The organism is Kitasatospora sp. LaBMicrA B282, assembly GCF_050325825.1.
In the GTDB taxonomy this organism is placed as follows: Bacteria; Actinomycetota; Actinomycetes; order Streptomycetales; family Streptomycetaceae; genus Kitasatospora.
The window spans coordinates 1-18,366 of the sequence record NZ_JBNQTI010000053.1; the positions used below are offsets into that span (position 1 = coordinate 1).

Consider the following 18,366-nt stretch of genomic DNA (forward strand, 5'->3'; position numbering starts at 1 on the left):
GCCGGCGGCCGGCGCGGTGGCCGCCTCGGCCGCGCCGACCGGCGATCCGGCGGTCTGGACCCGCAGCACGCTGCGGAACAAGCTGATGGCCGAGATGACCGCCACCGACCCCGGGGTGGCGCTGGCCGACCTGGACAGGATCACCAAGGCCAAGCCGTACACCGTGCGGTTCTGCCACCCGATCGCCCACGAGCTGGGCCACGCGGCGGTCAAGCGGTACAACTACGACTTCGCCAAGGTGCTCTCCTTCCCGCACGACACCTGCGCCTCCGGCTACCTGCACGGCGCGGTCGAGGAGATGCTGGCCGCCTCCACCGACCCGGGCGAGGACCTGCTCAAGCTCTGCCAGCCGCAGATGTCCGGGCCCTGCGTGCACGGCACCGGCCACGGCACCATGTTCGTCACCAAGCAGAACGTGCCGGCCGCCCGCGACCTGTGCAGCCGGTACGGCTCGCAGAGCCGGATCATCACCTGCTCCGAGGGCCTGTTCATGCAGCTCTTCGCCCCGGACGAGGAGGACGAGAACGCCAAGGCGCAGCTGCCCGCCGACAAGCTGGCGAGCGAGCCGTTCTACCCCTGTCCCGAGCAGCCGGCGCTCTTCCAGTCGGCCTGCTACTTCTACGCCCCGACCTACTACCTCTCCTCGCACGACTACCCGAACCACGACGAGGTCTACGGGCAGGCCCTGAAGTGGTGCCTGGGCGCCCAGGCCACCGGCGGGGCCGACGACTGCAGCCGGGGCGTCGGCTCGCGCACCATGAAGTACAACCTGGACCGCGAGGACTGGGTCGGCCACCAGTGCGCCGGTGCGGCGGAGAGCTGGCAGCGCAAGGCCTGCGTGGACGGCATGGTGAGCTACTACACGGTCAACTACACCGACGCCGGTGCCGCGGGCCGGCTCTGCGCCAAGCTCACCGACCAGGAGATCGCCCGCGACTGCCGCTCCACGGCCCACCTCTCCGGTTCGCTGGACTGACCTCGTACGATCGGGCCCATGCCCGAGCCCCTGACCTCCCCGTTCCGGGCGGCCGCCCACGCCGCCGCCGACCTGGTGGCCGACTACCTGGCGGCCGTGCCCGAGCGGCCGGTCTGGCAGCCGATGGCGCCCGCCGCCCGGGAGCGGCTGCTGGCGGCGGCGCTGCCGCAGTCCGGCCGGGAGCTGACCGAGCTGCTGCGGACCATCGAGGCCGAGGTGCTGCCCGCCCCGATGGGCAACGGGCACCCGCGGTTCTTCGGCTGGGTGAACTCGGCGCCCGCCCCGGCCGGGGTGCTGGCCACCCTGGCGGCGGCCGCGATGAACCCGAGCTCGGCCGGCGGCGACCATGCCGACGTGCACCTGGAGCGGACCGTGGTGCGCTGGCTGGCCGAGCTGGTCGGCTTCCCGCACCGGGTCGGGGCCGGGCTGCTGACCTCCGGCACCTCGATGGCCACCATCGTCTGCCTGGCCGCCGCGCGCGGCCGGGCGGCCGCCCGGCTCGGGCACGACGTGCGGGCCGACGGGCTGGCCGGCCTGCCGCCGCTGGTCGGCTACCTGAGCGCGGAGACCCACTCCTGCGTCCGCAAGGCCGCCGAGCTGCTGGGCCTGGGCAGCCGGCAGCTGCGGGTGGTGGCCGGCGACGCCGAGGGGCGGCTGGACCCGGTCGCGCTGCGCGCCGCTATCGCCGCGGACCGGGCGGCCGGGCGGGTGCCGTTCCTGGTGGTGGCCTCGGCCGGGACGGTGAACACCGGCGCGGTCGACGCCTTCGAGCCGCTCGCCGACCTCTGCGCCGAGCAGGGGCTGTGGCTGCACGTGGACGGCGCGTACGGGGCCTTCGGGGTGCTCGACCCGGCCCTGGCGCCGCGGTACGCGGGCCTGGCGCGGGCCGACTCGCTGGCCCTGGACCCGCACAAGTGGCTCGGCGTGCCGGTGGACTGCGGCTGCGCGCTGGTCCGCGACGGCGAGCAGCTGCGGGAGACCTTCAGCCTGGTCCCGGCCTACCTGCGGGACGAGGCGGGTGACGGGCTCGGCTGGTACTCCGAGTACGGGATCGAGCAGACCCGCCCGTTCCGCGCGCTCAAGGTGTGGGCCACCATCGCGCACCGGGGCCGGTCGGGGCTGGCCGCGGACATCGCGCACTGCACCCGGCTGGCCCGCCGGCTCGGCGAGCTGGTCGCGGCCGACCCGGAGCTGGAGCTGCTGGCGCCGGTGGAGACCTCGATCGTGGCCTTCCGGGCCCGCCCGGCCGGCCTGGGCGCGACCGGGCTGAACGCGCTCAACCAGGCGCTGCCGGCGGCGGTGCAGCGGCGCGGCCGGGCCTTCGTCACGGGCACCGTGCTCGCGGGGCGCGAGGCGCTGCGCGCCTGCCTGCTGAACGCGGCCACCACGGAGGCGGACCTGACCGTGCTGCTGGACGAAGTGCGGGCCGCGGCAGGCGATCTGACCACCCGACAGTAGGGCCGGTCGGCGGGCGCGGGACCCGGGAGACATTTACCGGGCGGTCATAACCGATTCGTGATCGTGAAACACCACTGCGTCATGGTGGGCTCATGACCGATTCCCCGCGCCCCCTCCAGGGCTCCCGGCCGCACCGCCCGGAGCCGTCCCGCGCCCAGCGCCGACTCGCCCGGGCGGACCGCTGGCGCCGCTCGGCCGTCGAGCTGGCCGGCGTCTTCGTCGCGGTGGCCGCCGCCGACCTGATCGCGAACGTGGTGGTGCACGGCCACGACGGCCCGGTGCTGCTGGCCGCCTCAGCCGCCGCCCTGCTCGCCACCGCGGTGTTCCACAGTTGGTGGGCACACCGCCATCCGCACGGACCGCCGGGCGAGCCGCTACCGCCCGCCGCCGACCGGCCGGTCTCCGACGCGCTGGACGCCGCCCTGCCGGAGCCGACCCGGCTGTGGCGGCTGCGCACCACCGTCTCCGACGCACCCGGCTCGCTGGCGGCCGTCTGCACCGCCCTGGCCGCCCTGCGGGTCAACATCCTCGCGCTGCAGACCCACCCGCTGCCGGCGGCCACCGTCGACGAGTTCCTGCTGCGCACCCCGCAAGCACTCCCCCGCGCCACGCTGACCGAGGCGGTGGCCCGGGCCGGCGGGCGGGAGATCTGGACCGACCCGGCCGACGCGCACGACCTGGTGGACGTCCCGACCCACGTGCTGGCGCTGGCCACCCGGACCGCACTGGACACCGCCGAACTGCCGGTGGCGCTGCGCCAGCTGTTCGGGCAGGTCACCATCCGCCAGTTCCCCGGGCGCGAGGCGGAGCGCGCCGGGGCGCCCCGGCTGGCCGGCACCGTGATGCGGCTGCCCGCGCCCGGCGGCGAGCTGATCGAGCTCAGCCGCCCGCACCTGCCGTTCACCCCGACCGAGTTCGCCCGGGCCAAGGCGCTGGTCGAGCTGGACGGGCTGCTCGGCCCCCGGGTGCCGAAGGTCTCCGACCGGCTGCGACTGCCGGCCGGCAGCGCGGGCGGGCAGGCCGAGCTGACCGTCCGCCGGGCCGCCCCCGCGGACAAGGCGGCCGCCCTCGCGCTGCACCGGCGCTGCTCCCCGGCCACCCTGCGCCGCCGCTACCACGGCCCGGTGCGCGACGCCGACCGCTACCTGGACCACCTGCTCGACCCGCGCCACGGCCAGTCGCTGACCGTGGAGAGTGCCGACGGCCGGCTGGTCGCGCTGGCCCACCTGATGTGGGACGACGACAGCGCCGAGCTCGCGGTGCTGGTCGAGGACGCCTGGCAGCGCCGCGGCCTGGGCCTGGACCTGCTGCGGCGGATGGCCGCGCTGGCCGCCGAGGCGGGCGCCGGCACCGTCTACGCGGTCACCCAGGCCGGCAACACCGCTCTGATCGCGGCCATGCGCCGGCTCGAACTCCCGCTCGACTACCAGGTCTCCGACGGCACCCTGGTGATCACCGCCCACCTGGCCGGCGCCGCCGAGCAGCTGCCCGCCGCCTGGCCCGGCCTGGTCTGACGCTTCGTACGGGCACGGCCTCCGGTCGCCGGGAGCGCCGCAGGTGACCGGGGTGCCGGGTGGTGGCCTGATCAGGCACGGCAGGATGGGGGCGTGGCTCGGCCTGCTTCCCATGAGCCGTTAGGCTGGCCCCGTCCCCGCCGCCCGACGGCCCCGTACGAGGTCGAGGGGGGCGCCAGCTAGAGGAGGAACCCCTGAGCAGCACCGGATCGGAGGCCGCCGCCACCGGCGCGCGGGACTCCTCACTGCCCGCCCGCTCCAAGCTCGCCGTCACCGCGGGCCGGGTGGCCGCCGCCGCCTCGCGCTCGGTCGGGCGCGGCAGCGGTTCGGTGATCGGCGGCAAGGTCGCGCTGCGTTTCGACCCGGACCTGCTGGCCCGGCTCGCCGACCACCTGGACGTGGTCCTGGTCAGCGCCACCAACGGCAAGACCACCACCACCCGACTGATCGCCGAGGCGCTGCGCGCCGCCGGCCCGGTGGTCTCCAACGCGCTGGGCGCCAACATGCCCGCCGGCATCACCTCGGCGCTGGCCGGCGGCTCGGACGCCCGGTACGGCGTGATCGAGGTCGACGAGAAGTACCTGGCCGGCGTCGCCCGGGACACCCGCCCCAAGGCCATAGCGCTGCTGAACCTCTCGCGCGACCAGCTCGACCGCGCCGCCGAGACCCGGATGCTCGCCGAGAAGTGGCGCGAGGGCCTGCAGGGCACCGAAGCGGTGATCATCGCCAACGCGGACGACCCGCTGGTGACCTGGGCCGCCTCCTCCTGCCAGCGGGTGGTCTGGGTGGCCGCCGGGCAGGCCTGGAAGGAGGACGCCTGGTCCTGCCCGTCCTGCGGCGGCGTGATGCAGCGCCCCGGGGACGACTGGTACTGCCAGGAGTGCGGCTTCCGCCGCCCGCAGCCGCACTGGGCGCTGCAGGGCACCCACGTGATCGACCCGAACGGCGCCGCCTGGCCGATCCAGCTGCAGCTGCCGGGCCGGGCCAACCTGGCCAACGCCACCAGCTCCGCCGCGGTCGCCGCGGTCTTCGGCGTGGCCCCGCAGGCGGCGCTGGAGCGGATGCAGTCGGTCACCGCGGTGGCCGGCCGCTACGACGTGGTCAACTACCAGGGCCGCGACGTGCGCCTGCTGCTGGCCAAGAACCCGGCCGGCTGGCTGGAGACCTTCTCGCTGATCGACGGCCCGCCGGCACCGGTGATCCTCTCGGTCAACGCGATGGACGCGGACGGCACCGACACCTCCTGGCTGTGGGACGTCGACTACGAGCGGCTGCACGGGCACCCGATCTTCGTGATGGGTCAGCGCAAGCTCGACCTGGCGGTCCGCCTGGAGGTGGCCGGCCTGCAGTTCCACGTGGTGGAGACGCTGGAGGAGGCGGTCCGGATGGCGCCGCCCGGGCGGATCGAGGCGATCGCCAACTACACCGCGTTCCAGCAGCTGCGCAAGGTGGTGGCCTCGTGACCACGCCCCCGCCCGGGTACCCGCAGCAGCCCGGCTACCCCCAGCACCCCGGCCAGCCGCAGCACCCCGGCCAGCCCCAGCAGGGCTACCCGCAGCACCCGGGTCACCCCGGTCAGCCGCAGCCGGGCTACCCGCAGCAGCCGCAGCACCCGGGCCAGCCGCAGCAGGGCTACCCCGCACCGCACCCGGGCCAGCCCTACCCCGCCCAGCAGCCGCCCGCGGGCTACCCGCAGCAGCCGCAGCACCCGGGTCAGCCCCAGCAGGGCTACCCACAGCAGGCGCAGCAGCCCTACCCCGCGCAGCCGGGGCCGCAGGCCCAGCCGCCGCAGCAGGCCGCCCCGCACGGCCGGCAGCAGCCGGGCCAGCAGCAGCCCGACCCGCAGCACTACGGAAGGTCCTCCAGGATGAGCGACAGCAGCCTGCGGCTGGTCTGGGTCTACCCGGACCTGCTCAGCACCTACGGCGACCGCGGCAACGCGCTGGTCGTGGAGCGCCGGGCCCGCCAGCGGGGGCTGAACGTCCAGCGGATCGACGTCCGCTCCGACCAGCCGGTGCCGACCAGCGGCGACATCTACCTGATCGGCGGTGGCGAGGACCGCCCGCAGCGGCTGGCCGCCGAGCGACTGCGCGCGGACTCCGGCCTGCCGCGGGCCGTGGACAACGGCGCGATCGTCTTCTCGGTCTGCGCCGGCTACCAGATCCTGGGCCACGAGTTCATCAACGACCTGGGCCAGCGCGAGCCGGGCCTGGGCCTGCTGGACGTCTGGTCCACCCGCGGCGAGGGCGCGCGCAGCGTCGGCGACGTGCTGGCCGAGGCCGACCCGCGCCTGGGCCTGCCCACCCTGACCGGCTTCGAGAACCACCAGGGCGTCACCCACCTCGGCCAGGGGGTCTCCCCGCTGGCCCAGGTCACGGTCGGCGGCGGCAACGGTGACGGGAACGGCACCGAGGGCGCCTGGCGGGACACCGTCTTCGGCACCTACCTGCACGGTCCGGTGCTGGCCCGCAACCCGCTGGTGGCCGACATGCTGATCAAGCTCGCGCTGGACGTCAACGCGCTCCCGCCGGTCGACACCACCTGGTACGACGCGCTGCGCACCGAGCGGATCGCCGCCACCAACCAGTCGGCCTGAGCCGACCCCCGCCGTCCACCGCGACGGCCCGCACACCGTCAGGAAGGGCAGCCTGACACCGGGTCCGGACCACGGCGCCTCGAGCAGGCGTCGATCGGTCCGGACCATCCTGGATCCCGCTGGCACCCCGTCAGCCGAACCAGGTGAACGTTTCCCGCCCGCCGGGTGTCCAGCATCCGGCGGCGGGAGATTCCGCGACACGGAATTGCGACAATAAGCTCGTCGGATGCAACCCTCCTCGGCACCCGGCACCATCGCGCGGGCGCGCCGACGACGCCGCCCCCGTGCCTGCTCCCACCCGGCCGGAGGTGGGGGCCGCTAAGCTCAGCATCGGGCCGAAATGTCCGATTCTGACCCGCCCGTTCACGGTGGTTGTCCGGCTGTCCGGTTCTTCCTCCCAGCCCGAGCGGCTGGGAGGTGCCCCCAGGGGAGTTGCAAAACAGATGCGTATTGGTGTGCTGACCAGCGGCGGCGACTGCCCCGGACTGAACGCCGTGATCCGCTCCGTGGTCCACCGGGGGGTGGTCGACCACGGCGACGAGATCATCGGCTTCCAGGACGGCTGGCGCGGCCTCCTCGAAGGTGCCCACCGTCCGCTGACCCTCGACTCGGTCAGCGGCATCCTGGCCCAGGGCGGCACCATCCTGGGCTCCTCCCGGGTCCAGCCCAGCCACCTGCGCGACGGGGTGGAGCGGGCCAAGCGCTACTGCGCCGACCTGGGCATCGACGCGGTGATCCCGATCGGCGGCGAGGGCACCCTGAAGGCCGCCAAGCTGATGAGCGACGCCGGTCTGCCGGTGGTCGGGGTCCCGAAGACCATCGACAACGACATCGCCTGCACCGACGTCACCTTCGGCTTCGACACCGCCGTCTCGGTGGCCACCGAGGCGCTGGACCGGCTGAAGACCACCGCCGAGTCGCACCAGCGGGTCATGGTGGTCGAGGTGATGGGCCGGCACACCGGCTGGATCGCGCTCAACGCGGGCATGGCGGCCGGTGCGCACGCGATCGTGGTGCCCGAGCGCCCGTTCCACATCGACAAGCTCACCGAGGTGGTGCGCGAGCGCTTCGAGCGGGGCAAGAAGTTCGCCATCGTGGTCTGCGCCGAGGGCGCCAAGCCGGAGGCCAACACCATGCACTGGGAGGAGGGCTCCCGGGACATCTACGGCCACGAGCGGTTCGCCGGCATCGCCACCCGGCTCTCCGGCGAGCTGGAGCACCGCCTGGGCAAGGAGGCCCGCCCGGTGATCCTCGGCCACACCCAGCGCGGCGGCACCCCGACCGCCTACGACCGGGTGCTGGCCACCCGCTTCGGCTGGCACGCGGTGGAGGCCGCGCACAAGGGCGCCTTCGGGCACATCACCGCACTCCAGGGCACCCAGATCAACCTGGTGCCGCTGGCCGAGGCGGTGGCCGACCTGAAGACCGTGCCCGCCGAGCGCTACACCGAGGCCGAGACGGTCATCTGACCGACCGTCCGAGCCCAGCGAGTCAACCCCCGATGCCCCGCCGCCCCGGCGGGGCATCGGCGTTCCACGGCCGGGGGCCGCTTACCGTGACGCCATGGAGATCCTCGCCTACGGCGTGCAGGCCGACGAGCAGCCGCTGCTGCGGGCCGCCTTCGACGCCCGCCACCAGCTGCGCACCCTGGCCGTCTTCCTGAACCACGACACCGCACCGCTGGCCGCCGGCTACCCGGCGGTGAGCAGCGGCGTCAACGCCGAGCTGGACGCCGAGACGCTGGAGATCCTGGCCGCCGGCGGCACCCGGCTGATCGCCCAGCGCGCCACCGGGTTCAACAACATCGACCTGGAGGCGGCCGCCGAGTTCGGCCTCACCGTGGCCCGGGTCTCGCACTACAGCCCGCACGCGGTGGCCGAGCACGCCTGGACCCTGGCGCTGGCGGTCAACCGCCGGCTGGCCCGCGCGGTCGGCCGGGCGCGCGAGTTCGACTTCCGGCTGGACGGGCTGCTCGGCCGGGACGTCCACGGCATGACCGTCGGGGTGATCGGCACCGGCAGGATCGGCGCCTGCTTCGCCCGGATCGCGCACGGCTTCGGCACCGAGCTGCTCGGCTGGGACCCGACCGAGAACCCGGACTGCCTGCGGCTGGGCCTGCGCTACGTGGCACGCGAGGAACTGCTCGCCCGCAGCAACCTGGTCAGCCTGCACCTGCCGCTGGTGCCCGCCACCCACCACCTGATCGACGCGAGCGCCCTCGCCCTGCTGAAGGACGACGCGATCCTGGTCAACACCAGCCGCGGCGGCCTGATCGACACCACGGCCCTGGTCCGGACCCTGCGCGCGGGCCGGCTGGCCGGCGTCGGCCTGGACGTCTACGAGGAGGAGACCGGGGTCTTCTTCCACGACCGCTCGCTCGAAGGCATCGACGACGACCTGCTGGTCCGGCTGATCAGCTTCCCGCAGGTCCTGGTGACCTCGCACCAGGCCTACTTCACCCGCACCGCCGTCGGCCAGATCATCGAGGCCACCCTGCGCAACGTCGACGACTTCGAGGCCGGCCGCAGCAGCGAGAACGTGCTGGTCCCGCGTCCCGGCACGCGAGCGCTGGGGGTGCCCGCACCGGGGCGGTGAGGCGGCCGTAGTCTGGATGCCGACGAAAAACGGACGAACCGGACCTCAGACGGCCCGGGACGTCCGCTGGCACGACGGAAAGCGGGACCGCCGATGGACGGCATGTCGGGGATGCACCACCACGGCGGGGAGGGGCTCGCCCCGTTCTCGCTCCACGCGGTGCTCACCTGGTCGCCCGACTGGCCGTTCCTGCTGGGGTGCCTGGTGGCACTCGGGCTCTACGGGGCGGGGGTGGTCCGGCTCGCCCGGCGCGGCGACCGGTGGCCCGTCGGCCGCTCGGTGGCCTGGGCGGCCGGGGTGCTGACCGTCGTCGCGGTGACCTGCTCGGGGCTGAACGACTACGGCATGGCGCTGTTCAGCGCGCACATGATCCAGCACATGGTGCTCAGCATGCTGGCGCCGATCCTGCTGCTGCTCGGCGCGCCGATCACGCTGGCGCTGCGCTCGCTGCGGCCGGCCGGCAAGGGGCGCCCGCGCGGGCCGCGCGAGCTGCTGGTGGCGCTGCTGCACAGCCGCTACGTCAAGGTGGTCTCGCACCCGGCGTTCACCATCCCGCTCTTCATCGCGAGCCTGTACGGCCTCTACTTCACCCCGCTGTTCGACACCCTGATGCAGTCCCGGATCGGGCACCTGGGGATGATGGTCCACTTCCTCGCCGTCGGCCTGCTCTTCTTCTGGCCGATCATGGGCGTCGACCCGGGCCCGCACCGGCCGGGGTACGTGATGCGGATCATCGAGCTCTTCATGGGGATGCCGTTCCACGCCTTCTTCGGCGTCGCGGTGATGATGGCGACCCACCCGCTGGTGACCACCTTCGGCTCGGCGACGGCCCCGCCCGGCACCGACCTGATGGCCGACCAGAAGATGGCCGGCGGCATCACCTGGGCGTTCGGCGAGATCCCGACCGCGGTGGTGCTGATCGCGCTGGTCTTCCAGTGGTCCAAGTCGGAGCAGCGCCACGCCACCCGCAAGGACCGGGCCGCGGAGCGGGACGGCGACGCGGAGCTGGCCGCGTACAACGCCTACCTCGCCTCGCTGGAGCAGCGCGGCAACCGGCCGGCCCAGGCCGGCTGAGCCCCGAGGAGCCCGCGCGGGCCCCGTTCGCCGACGTGGCGGGCGGGGCCCGCGGCGTTCGTGGGGTGGACGAACCGTGCGGGCGACGGTTGTCCGAAAGTGCCGGTTTGGCACGGGTGTTCGCAGGACTCCGCGACGATCTGACGATCCGTCACGATATAACCGTGCTCCCGACTTTCACCGTGGGGGGAAATCATGAAGATCGCACGCACCCTTGCGTGTTCGCTGCTCGCCCTGGCCGGCGCGCTGGCCACCGCGCTGCCCGCCGCCGCCGACCCGCCGACCGCCGGTCAGGACGAGTCGGTCGGGCTCTACAGCGAGATCATCCCGGGCTACATCGGCATCGTCGGCGTCAGCTGGGAGCCGAGCGGCAACACCGCCACCAGCGGCCCCACCCAGATCACCCTGGACGTCCCGGCCGGCCTGAAGATCATCGACGCCCTGATGTACTCGATGCCCTACGACTACACCTGGGCCCAAACGCTCTCGCCGGACGGGCAGCACTTCACCGCCACCTTCACCGGCCTCCGCCAGCCCGGCCACTCGGACTTCATGAAGGTGCACGTGTGGGCCCCGAAGACGGTCCCGGCCGGGGTGATCACCGCGACCGTCTCGCACCGGAACGACGTGAACCCGACCAACAACGTGGCCAGCACCACCACCACGGGCACCGCGCTGACGCCGGTCATCCCGCCCGCGCCGCGGGTGCACAAGGTGGACGGGTTCTTCGGCCCGGGCGCCGGCGGCACCCCGGTGACCATCACCGGGCGCCACCTGACCAACGCCATGGTGCTCTTCGGCGACACCCCGGCCACCAGCGCCACGTGCACCGACACCAGCTGCACCGCCACCTCGCCCGGCGGGCTCGGCGTGGTTCCGGTACGCGTGGTCACCCCCGGCGGGACCGACGACTTCGCCTCCGTCTTCGGCTACTACGGGCCGCCGCCCGTCGTGCCGGCCCCCGCGGTGTCGACGGTGTACATCAAGAGCGGCCCGGCGGCCGGCGGCACCACCGTCTACCTGGCCGGCAGCAATCTGGCCGGCGGGCGGTTGTACTTCGGCGGCGTGCCCGGGACCGACAACTCCTGCGGCACCTCCTTCTGCGACGCCACCGCACCGGCGGGCACCGGCACGGTCGACGTCACCGTGGTCACCCCCGGCGGGGCCAGCCCGACGGTGAGCGCCGACCAGTACACCTACACCGGCTGACCGGGGATCCGATGAGACTCGCACGCATCCTCGCCGCCTCCGCGCTGGTCCTGGCCGGTGCGCTGGGCACCGGCCTGCCGGCGACGGCGGACCCGCCGGTGACCGGCACCGACGAGGCGGTGTCGCTCAGCGCCGTCCTGCCCACCGGGCAGCCCGGCTGGGTGACCGTCGACTGGAACCCGGTGGGCACCGCCGACACCTCCGGCACCACCCAGATCACCGTCGACCTGCCGGACGAGCTGACCGTGGACCACCTGCAGGGCACGCTGGTCCCGGAGGACTACACCTTCGACGACACCGTCTCACCGGACGGCCACCACGTCACCATGCGGTTCACCGCGACCCGCAAGCCCGGCGCCGACTCCTGGATGAAGGTCTACGTCGACGGGCCGAGCACCCTCCAGCCGGCCGTGGTCACCGCCACCGTGGCCAACCCCGACGACGTGAACCCGACGAACAACACCACCGGCATCGGCATCGGCGGCGCCCCCGACCCGGCCCCGGTGACCGCGCCCGCGCCCACCGTCACCGCGGTCGACACCGCCACCGGGCCCGGCACCGGCGGCACCACGGTGAACCTCACCGGCACCGCGCTCGACCACGGCATGGTGCTCTTCGGCAGCGCCGTGGCGAGCAGCTACACCTGCACCGACACCGGGTGCACCGCCGTCGCGCCCGGCGGCACCGGGAGCGTGCCGATCACCGTGGTCACCCCCGGCGGCAGCGCCGCCGCCCCGGCCGCCTTCGCCTACACCGGCCCGCCGCCGCCCGCTCCCCCGGCGCCGGTGCTCGGCGGGGTCTACGGCTCCAGCGGCCCGGCGGCCGGCGGCAGCACCGTCGAGCTGCCCGGCGGCAACCTGCTGAACGGCCAGGTGTCCTTCGGCGGGGTGCCGGCCACCGACGTCTCCTGCGGCCCCACCCTCTGCTCGGTGACCGCGCCCGCGGGCAGCGGCACGGTCGACGTCAGCATCACCACCCCCGGCGGCAGCACCGCGATCACGCCGACCGACCAGTACACGTACACCGGTTGAACACGTACACCGGTTGAACACGGACACCAGCTGAACACGTGCACCGGCTGAACACGGGCACCGGCTGAGCCGGCGGCTGCGGTCAGCCCCCCAGCGTCCGCCGCAGCACCAGGGCGTCCGGGGCCAGCGCGACCAGCAGCCGCGCATCGTCGCCGGGGAGGAGCAGGCTCGCCGACTCCGCCCTGGCGACGGCACCCGGGTCCGCCCCGGCCGCGGCGGCGGGGCCGGGGCACCCGACGGTGAGCAGTTGGCCCGCGGCGCGGTGCGGGCCGAGCACCGCGGGGCCGTCCCAGCCCGCGGCGCCGGGGCCCAGGTCGCTCTGCTGGTCGAGGAGCAGCCGGCCCTGCTGCCGGACCGTCAGCCGGGTGGTGAGCCGGCCCGGCCGACCGTGCACCAGCCAGTCGTGGTCCCGCCCGAGCACCAGTTCCTCGCGCAGCCGCAGCACCGCGCCCGCGGCCAGCTCGACCCGGGTGTGCTGGACCAGGTGACTGCCGGCCGCGGCCACCACCGGCTCGGGCAGCCACTCCAGCAGGCCGCCGGCCGCCACCGCGAGGTCCAGCGCGTACTCGGCCGGGCCGTCGCCGGGCAGGCTCACGGTGGCGGCCGTGCTGCCGACCCGCAACCGGGCGCCGGCCGCCACCACCACCCGCACGGCCAGTCGGTCGCCGCCCAGCGGCGCAGCCATCGCCCCGACCAGCGCCACCTCCGCCGTCCCGGCGGCCGTCGGCCCGGGGAGCACCCCGGTGGCCCGCAGCCGGCGCAGCGCGAGCGGCCCGGCGCCGACCAGTTCGGGCAGCGCGGTGCGCCCGCGCCCGTCGCACTCCGCACGGATCCGGGCCACGGCCGTCGGCGTCACCCGTGCGCCCAGGCGGCCAGCCGCTGTCGCACCCAGGCGGCGACCTCGGCCACCCCGCCGGGTCGGGCCAGCGAGCAGAAGACCACCGGGAGCTCGCCGCGCTGGGCCCGGGCGTCCCGGGCCATCACGTCGAGGTCGGCACCGACCAGCGGGGCCAGGTCGGTCTTGTTGACCACCAGCAGGTCGGCGGTGCGGATGCCGGGCCCACCCTTGCGCGGGATCTTGTCGCCGCCGGCCACGTCGATCACGAAGACCTGGGCGTCCACCAGGCCGCGGCTGAAGGTGGCGGTGAGGTTGTCGCCGCCGGACTCGACCAGCACCAGGTCCAGCCGGCCCAGGGTGGCCTCCAGTTCCTCGACCGCCTCCAGGTTGGCGGAGATGTCGTCGCGGATCGCGGTGTGCGGGCAGCAGCCGGTGGCCACCGCGGTGATCCGCTCGGGCGGCAGCACCGCGTGCCGGAGCAGGAACTCGGCGTCCTCGGTGGTGTAGATGTCGTTGGTCACCACGGCCAGCGACAGCTCCTCGCGCAGTTCGCGGCAGAGCGCGGCGACGGTGGCGGTCTTGCCGGAGCCGACCGGGCCGCCGAGCCCGATCCGCAGCGGGCGCCGGCGGCCCGACGCGGGCGGGGCCGCCGTGGCGGCGGGGGCGCCGGGCGCGCCGAAGGGGTCGGTGGGGTGGTCACGGTGCAAGGGCTTCACCTTCCGGGAGGGGTGGCGGGCGCCGGGGTCAGGAGGCGGGCGCGGTCGAGGGGCGACCGCGGTCACGGGGTGAGCGGGCTCAGGAGGTGAGCGGGGTCAGGAGGCGAAGAGCTTCACCGCCCAGCCGTGGTGGCGCTCGGCGAGGAGGTCGAGCAGCGGCGCACCGGCGCAGGGCAGCAGGTCGGGGTCGGCGTGGCGGTCGGCGGCCCGGGCCGCGGCGGCGGCCTCGGCGGCGACCGCGTCGACCGCGGGGGCCAGCCGGGCGAGCAGGCCGACCACCTGGTACGGGTCCAGGCCGAGCAGTCGGACGGCGGCGGTGGCCGGGCCGTTGACGCTCTCGTGGGCGGCGACCACCGCGGCCTGCTCCGGCGCCAGGCCGGCGGCGCGGGCGAGCAGGCCGAGCACCACCGGGTGGTGCGGGTCGGTGAGCGTCGCCCACTGCGGGTCGGGCCAGCAGGCCCGGGCGGCGCGCAGCAGTTGGCGGCCGAGCCGGCGGCTCGCGGTGCGCAGCGCGGGTGCGGGGGTGCGGGCGTCGGCCGCCTGGTCGAGCAGTTGCGGGTCCAGCCCGCCGGCCGCGGCCGCGGCGAGGCCGGCGGCGGTGCGGCCCGCGGTGTGCAGGCGGCCGGTCAGGAAGCCGGTCAGGGTGGCGAGGTCGGTCACGCCGCCGGCGGCGACGGCGGCCTCGATGCCGCCGGAGTGCGCGTGGCCGCCGGCCGGGAAGCGGCCGTCGGCGAGCAGCAGCAGGGCGGAGCCGGGTCCTCCCCGGGGGTGCTCCATCGCCGGCTCAGAAGAGGAAGTAGCGCTGGGCCATCGGCAGTTCGGCCGCGGGCGCGGGCACCACCGGCTCGCCGTCGATGGTCACCCGGAAGCTGTCCGGGTCGACCCTGACCTCCGGCCGGGCGCTGTTGTTGATCAAGTGGTCCTTGGTCACCGCCCGGGTGTCCCGGATCGCCCGGAACTCCTTGCCCAGGCCGAGCCGTTCCGGCAGCCCGTCGGCCATCGCCTGCTGCGAGGTGAAGTTGACCGAGTTGGCGGCCGGCGCCCGCCCGAAGGCGCCGAACATCGGCCGTGGCAGCACGGGTTGCGGGGTCGGGATGGAGGCGTTGGCGTCCCCCATCTGGGCCCAGGCGATCTGGCCGCCCTTGACCACCAGGTCGGGTTTGACGCCGAAGAAGGCGGGGTGCCAGAGCACCAGGTCCGCCAGCTTGCCCGGTTCGACCGAGCCGACCTCGTGGTCGATGCCCTGGGCGATCGCCGGGTTGATGGTGTACTTGGCGACGTAGCGCCGGGCCCGGGCGTTGTCCGCCCGCCCGTCGCCGGGCAGCGCGCCGCGCCGGCGCTTCATGCAGTGGGCGGTCTGCCAGGTGCGGCTGATCACCTCGCCGATCCGGCCCATCGCCTGCGAGTCCGAGCTCATGATGGAGATCGCGCCGAGGTCGTGCAGGATGTCCTCGGCGGCGATGGTGCTGGGGCGGATCCGGGACTCGGCGAAGGCGAGGTCCTCGGGCACGGCCGGGTTGAGGTGGTGGCAGACCATCAGCATGTCGAGGTGCTCGTCGATGGTGTTGACGGTGTGCGGCCGGGTCGGGTTGGTCGAGCTGGGCAGCACGTTCAACTCGCCGACCACGGTGATGATGTCGGGCGCGTGGCCGCCGCCGGCGCCCTCGGTGTGGTAGGTGTGCACCCCGCGGCCGCCGATCGCGGCCAGCGTGTCGGCGACGAAGCCGGCCTCGTTCAGGGTGTCGGTGTGCAGCGCGAGCTGGACGCCGGTGGCCTCGCAGACCCGCAGGCAGGCGTCGATCACCGCGGGGGTGGCGCCCCAGTCCTCGTGGATCTTGAAGCCGAGTGCGCCGGCCCGCAGTTGGGCGTGCAGCGCCGCGGGGTTGACCGTGCTGCCCTTGGCGGTCAGCCCGAGGTTGACGGGCGCGTCGTCCAGTGCGGCGAACATTCGGGCCAGGTGCCAGCCGCCGGGCGTCACCGTGGTGGCCTTGGTGCCCTCGGCCGGGCCGGTGCCGCCGCCGATCATCGTGGTGATGCCGGAGCCGATCGCCTCCCGGACCAGCTGCGGGGCGATGAAGTGCACGTGGGCGTCGATCGCCCCGGCGGTCAGGATCCGTCCGTTGCCGGCGATCACCTCGGTCTCCGGGCCGATCACCAGCGCGGGGTGCACGCCGTCCATGGTGTCCGGGTTGCCGGCCTTGCCGAGGGCGACGATCCGGCCGTCCCGGATGCCGAGGTCGGCCTTGACCACGCCCCAGTGGTCCAGCACCACCGCCCCGGTGATCACGGTGTCCGGGGCGCCCTCGGCCCGGCTGGTCCGGGCCTGCCCCATCGACTCGCGGATCACCTTGCCGCCGCCGAAGACCACCTCGTCGCCGCCCGCGCAGTGGTCCAGCTCGACCTCGACCAGCAGGTCGGTGTCGGCCAGCCGGATCCGGTCGCCGGCGGTCGGGCCGTACAGCTCGGCGTACCGCTCGCGGGAGAGCCGCAGTCCGGGCTCAGTCATCGAGCGGCCCGCCGACCGCACCGCGCAGCCCGGGCACCTCGCGCCGCCCGCCCAGCGGCACCAGCGCGACCTCCACCGGGATCCCCGGCTCGAACCGGACGGCCGTGCCCGCGGGCACGGCGAGCCGCTGTCCGTGGGCGGCCGCGCGGTCGAACTCGAGGCCCGGGTTGGCCTCCGCGAAGTGGTAGTGGGAGCCGACCTGGACCGGGCGGTCGGCCAGGTTGCGGACCCGCAGCCGGGTCACCGGGCGGCCCGCGTTCAGCGTGATGTCGCCCTCCCCGGTGATGATCTGACCGGGGGTCGGCTCGTCCGCCGGCCCCTCGTCGGGCTCGGGCCGGGTGCCGGTCACTGGATCGGCCCGTGCACGGTGACCAGCTTGGTGCCGTCCGGGAAGGTGGCCTCGACCTGGACGTCCGGGATCATCTCGGCGATGCCGTCCAGCACGTCGGCCCGGGTCAGCACCCGCCGCCCGGACTCCATCAACTCGGCCACGCTGCGCCCGTCCCGGGCGCCCTCCAGCAGGTGCGAGGTGAGCAGGGCGACCGCCTCCGGGTGGTTCAGCCGCAACCCGCGGGCCCGCCGGGCCCGGGCCACCTCGGCGGCGACGTGGATCAGCAGGCGTTCCTGCTCGTGGGGGGTGAGCCTCATCTGCGCGCACCTCGAGGGGAGTTCAGAGGGCGCGGACACAGCGCTGTGCCGCGGGGTCTGGTGGCCGTAACCGTAGCGGACCGGCGCCCCGCACGGGAGGGCGCCGCGGGCGCGTGTCGCGGGCGGGGCGGGCCCCCGTCCGCTCCGGCCGGGGGTTGCCGTCACCCGGATCGGTGTACCGCAGCGGGACACCCGAGCCATCACACGGGAGGGTGAACAGCTCGCGATCGGCCACCGGATGGTGGCAGGCTGGAGAGGCGGCAGGCGGTGATCACGATGACGGTGTTCTACGGCGGCACACACCACGGCCGGACCTTCCGGGACCGGGCCGAGGCCGGGCGGGTGCTCGGCGAACGGGTGGCGGACTGGGCCGCCGACACCCCCGTGGTGATCGGCCTGCCCCGCGGCGGCGTCCCGGTGGCCTACCCGGTCGCGCAGGCGCTCGGCGCCCCGCTGGACATCCTGGTGGTCCGCAAGATCGGCGCCCCGGGCCAGCCGGAGCTGGCGCTCGGCGCGGTCGGCGAGGGCGGCATCCGGCTGTACAACCACGACATCATCGCGGCGCTCGGGATCACCCCCGACCGCCTGGAGCGGCTGGCCGACGCCACCGCCGCGGAGGTCGCCGAGCGCACCGGGCAGCTGCGCGGCGACCGCCCGCCACTGGAGGTGGCGGGGCGGGCGGTGGTGCTGGTCGACGACGGGATCGCCACCGGCGCCACGGTCCGGGCGGCGATGGCGGTGCTGCGCCGCCGCGAGGTGGGCGAACTGCTGCTGGCCGTCCCGGTCACCGCTCCCGAGGCGCTGCGGGTGCTCGGGCCGCTCGCCGACGACCTGGTCTGCCTGACCGCTCCCCCGTCCTTCCAGGCCGTCGGCCAGTTCTACAACGACTTCGAGCAGACCACCGACCAGGAGGTGCGCCGGCTGCTCGACCTGGCGGCCGCTCCTGTCGCTCCTGCCGCACCGGCCGCTCCTGCCGCACCGGCCGGCGATGCCGGCGCGGCCCCGGGCGACGCCGGGTAGCGACCGGCGGGGGCGCCGCGAGGGCCGGGGCCGGGTGGGTCCAGCCCCCCTCCAGCGGTGCCCGACGGAACCTGCTCACCCTCGGAAGGGACGGCCATCCGCACGGACCGAGGACGGAACCCATGGCAACCGCACGGCGAGGTCGACCCGCTGCCCACCCGGACCGCCCGCGGCTCCGCCCCACC

17 protein-coding genes and 1 pseudogene are annotated in these 18,366 nt (G+C 74.9%); 11 read left to right on the plus strand and 7 right to left on the minus strand.

Annotated features, from left to right (window positions below):
• From ACQRUO_RS17005 to ACQRUO_RS17020, 4 genes and pseudogenes are all read left to right on the plus strand, one after another.
• Positions 1-976: pseudogene (locus ACQRUO_RS17005) on the plus strand (hypothetical protein); the annotation flags it as partial.
• Positions 977-994: 18 nt separating this feature from the next.
• Positions 995-2,434, plus strand: a complete 1,440-nt coding sequence (locus ACQRUO_RS17010) for a pyridoxal phosphate-dependent decarboxylase family protein (protein WP_428316766.1) — start codon at positions 995-997, stop codon at positions 2,432-2,434.
• Positions 2,435-2,526: 92 nt separating this feature from the next.
• Positions 2,527-3,948, plus strand: a complete 1,422-nt coding sequence (locus ACQRUO_RS17015; protein WP_428316767.1) for a GNAT family N-acetyltransferase — start codon at positions 2,527-2,529, stop codon at positions 3,946-3,948.
• A gap of 245 nt (positions 3,949-4,193) precedes the next feature.
• The gene (locus ACQRUO_RS17020; RefSeq protein ID WP_428316806.1) at positions 4,194-5,411 is read left to right on the plus strand and encodes a MurT ligase domain-containing protein; all 1,218 of its coding nucleotides are present in this window, start codon (positions 4,194-4,196) and stop codon (positions 5,409-5,411) included.
• Here the strand turns inward: ACQRUO_RS17020 and ACQRUO_RS17025 are convergent.
• Positions 5,369-5,797, minus strand: a complete 429-nt coding sequence (locus tag ACQRUO_RS17025) for a hypothetical protein (RefSeq protein ID WP_428316768.1) — start codon at positions 5,795-5,797, stop codon at positions 5,369-5,371. The two genes, ACQRUO_RS17020 and ACQRUO_RS17025, sit on opposite strands and share 43 nt — an antisense overlap.
• An 18-nt stretch (positions 5,798-5,815) precedes the next feature.
• On the opposite strand from ACQRUO_RS17025, the gene ACQRUO_RS17030 reads away from it, so the two are divergent.
• The 6 genes from ACQRUO_RS17030 to ACQRUO_RS17055 all read left to right on the plus strand — a co-directional run bounded on the left by ACQRUO_RS17030 (position 5,816) and on the right by ACQRUO_RS17055 (position 12,453).
• The gene (locus ACQRUO_RS17030) at positions 5,816-6,544 is read left to right on the plus strand and encodes a type 1 glutamine amidotransferase (RefSeq protein WP_428316769.1); all 729 of its coding nucleotides are present in this window, start codon (positions 5,816-5,818) and stop codon (positions 6,542-6,544) included.
• Between the two features lie 443 nt (positions 6,545-6,987).
• Positions 6,988-8,013: a 6-phosphofructokinase gene (locus tag ACQRUO_RS17035; protein ID WP_428316770.1), complete on the plus strand. Its 1,026-nt coding sequence runs from the start codon at positions 6,988-6,990 to the stop codon at positions 8,011-8,013.
• A gap of 94 nt (positions 8,014-8,107) precedes the next feature.
• Complete coding sequence (locus tag ACQRUO_RS17040) at positions 8,108-9,139, plus strand: 2-hydroxyacid dehydrogenase (protein ID WP_428316771.1); 1,032 nt, start codon at positions 8,108-8,110, stop codon at positions 9,137-9,139.
• Between the two features lie 111 nt (positions 9,140-9,250).
• Positions 9,251-10,213, plus strand: coding sequence for a cytochrome c oxidase assembly protein (locus tag ACQRUO_RS17045; RefSeq protein ID WP_428316807.1), 963 nt, complete (start codon positions 9,251-9,253; stop codon positions 10,211-10,213).
• Positions 10,214-10,408: 195 nt separating this feature from the next.
• A complete protein-coding gene (locus tag ACQRUO_RS17050) occupies positions 10,409-11,422 on the plus strand; it encodes an IPT/TIG domain-containing protein (RefSeq protein WP_428316772.1) in 1,014 nt (337 codons plus the stop codon).
• Positions 11,423-11,433: 11 nt separating this feature from the next.
• Positions 11,434-12,453, plus strand: a complete 1,020-nt coding sequence (locus ACQRUO_RS17055) for an IPT/TIG domain-containing protein (RefSeq protein ID WP_428316773.1) — start codon at positions 11,434-11,436, stop codon at positions 12,451-12,453.
• Between the two features lie 82 nt (positions 12,454-12,535).
• Here ACQRUO_RS17055 and ACQRUO_RS17060 read toward each other — a convergent pair whose 3' ends face one another.
• From ACQRUO_RS17060 to ACQRUO_RS17085, 6 genes are all read right to left on the minus strand, one after another.
• A complete protein-coding gene (locus ACQRUO_RS17060) occupies positions 12,536-13,294 on the minus strand; it encodes an urease accessory protein UreD (RefSeq protein ID WP_428316774.1) in 759 nt (252 codons plus the stop codon).
• Between the two features lie 11 nt (positions 13,295-13,305).
• Positions 13,306-13,998, minus strand: coding sequence for an urease accessory protein UreG (gene ureG, locus ACQRUO_RS17065; RefSeq protein WP_428316775.1), 693 nt, complete (start codon positions 13,996-13,998; stop codon positions 13,306-13,308).
• Between the two features lie 105 nt (positions 13,999-14,103).
• A complete protein-coding gene (locus ACQRUO_RS17070; RefSeq protein WP_428316776.1) occupies positions 14,104-14,784 on the minus strand; it encodes an urease accessory protein UreF in 681 nt (226 codons plus the stop codon).
• Between the two features lie 7 nt (positions 14,785-14,791).
• Positions 14,792-16,513 (minus strand): urease subunit alpha, encoded by a 1,722-nt coding sequence (locus ACQRUO_RS17075; protein ID WP_428316777.1) that lies wholly within the window; start codon positions 16,511-16,513, stop codon positions 14,792-14,794.
• Positions 16,506-16,862, minus strand: coding sequence for an urease subunit beta (locus ACQRUO_RS17080; protein ID WP_428316778.1), 357 nt, complete (start codon positions 16,860-16,862; stop codon positions 16,506-16,508). Before ACQRUO_RS17080 ends, ACQRUO_RS17075 begins: the two co-directional genes overlap by 8 nt.
• The gene (locus ACQRUO_RS17085) at positions 16,859-17,161 is read right to left on the minus strand and encodes an urease subunit gamma (protein WP_428316779.1); all 303 of its coding nucleotides are present in this window, start codon (positions 17,159-17,161) and stop codon (positions 16,859-16,861) included. Before ACQRUO_RS17085 ends, ACQRUO_RS17080 begins: the two co-directional genes overlap by 4 nt.
• A gap of 276 nt (positions 17,162-17,437) precedes the next feature.
• Between ACQRUO_RS17085 and ACQRUO_RS17090 the strand changes: the two genes are divergently transcribed.
• On the plus strand, positions 17,438-18,181 hold the full coding sequence (locus tag ACQRUO_RS17090) for a phosphoribosyltransferase (protein WP_428316808.1): 744 nt from the start codon (positions 17,438-17,440) through the stop codon (positions 18,179-18,181).
• Positions 18,182-18,366: the final 185 nt, after the last annotated feature.

What these genes read in the sequence shown, in the direction of transcription:
- ACQRUO_RS17010 (WP_428316766.1), top strand. Translation starts at nt 995, where the DNA reads ATGCCCGAGCCCCTGACCTCCCCGTTCCGGGCGGCCGCCCACGCCGCC.
- ACQRUO_RS17015 (WP_428316767.1), top strand. Translation starts at nt 2,527, where the DNA reads ATGACCGATTCCCCGCGCCCCCTCCAGGGCTCCCGGCCGCACCGCCCG.
- ACQRUO_RS17030 (WP_428316769.1), top strand. Translation starts at nt 5,816, where the DNA reads ATGAGCGACAGCAGCCTGCGGCTGGTCTGGGTCTACCCGGACCTGCTC.
- ACQRUO_RS17035 (WP_428316770.1), top strand. Translation starts at nt 6,988, where the DNA reads ATGCGTATTGGTGTGCTGACCAGCGGCGGCGACTGCCCCGGACTGAAC.
- ACQRUO_RS17040 (WP_428316771.1), top strand. Translation starts at nt 8,108, where the DNA reads ATGGAGATCCTCGCCTACGGCGTGCAGGCCGACGAGCAGCCGCTGCTG.
- ACQRUO_RS17045 (WP_428316807.1), top strand. Translation starts at nt 9,251, where the DNA reads ATGCACCACCACGGCGGGGAGGGGCTCGCCCCGTTCTCGCTCCACGCG.
- ACQRUO_RS17050 (WP_428316772.1), top strand. Translation starts at nt 10,409, where the DNA reads ATGAAGATCGCACGCACCCTTGCGTGTTCGCTGCTCGCCCTGGCCGGC.
- ACQRUO_RS17055 (WP_428316773.1), top strand. Translation starts at nt 11,434, where the DNA reads ATGAGACTCGCACGCATCCTCGCCGCCTCCGCGCTGGTCCTGGCCGGT.
- ACQRUO_RS17070 (WP_428316776.1), bottom strand. Translation starts at nt 14,784, where the DNA reads ATGGAGCACCCCCGGGGAGGACCCGGCTCCGCCCTGCTGCTGCTCGCC.
- ACQRUO_RS17075 (WP_428316777.1), bottom strand. Translation starts at nt 16,513, where the DNA reads ATGACTGAGCCCGGACTGCGGCTCTCCCGCGAGCGGTACGCCGAGCTG.
- ACQRUO_RS17085 (WP_428316779.1), bottom strand. Translation starts at nt 17,161, where the DNA reads ATGAGGCTCACCCCCCACGAGCAGGAACGCCTGCTGATCCACGTCGCC.
- ACQRUO_RS17090 (WP_428316808.1), top strand. Translation starts at nt 17,438, where the DNA reads ATGACGGTGTTCTACGGCGGCACACACCACGGCCGGACCTTCCGGGAC.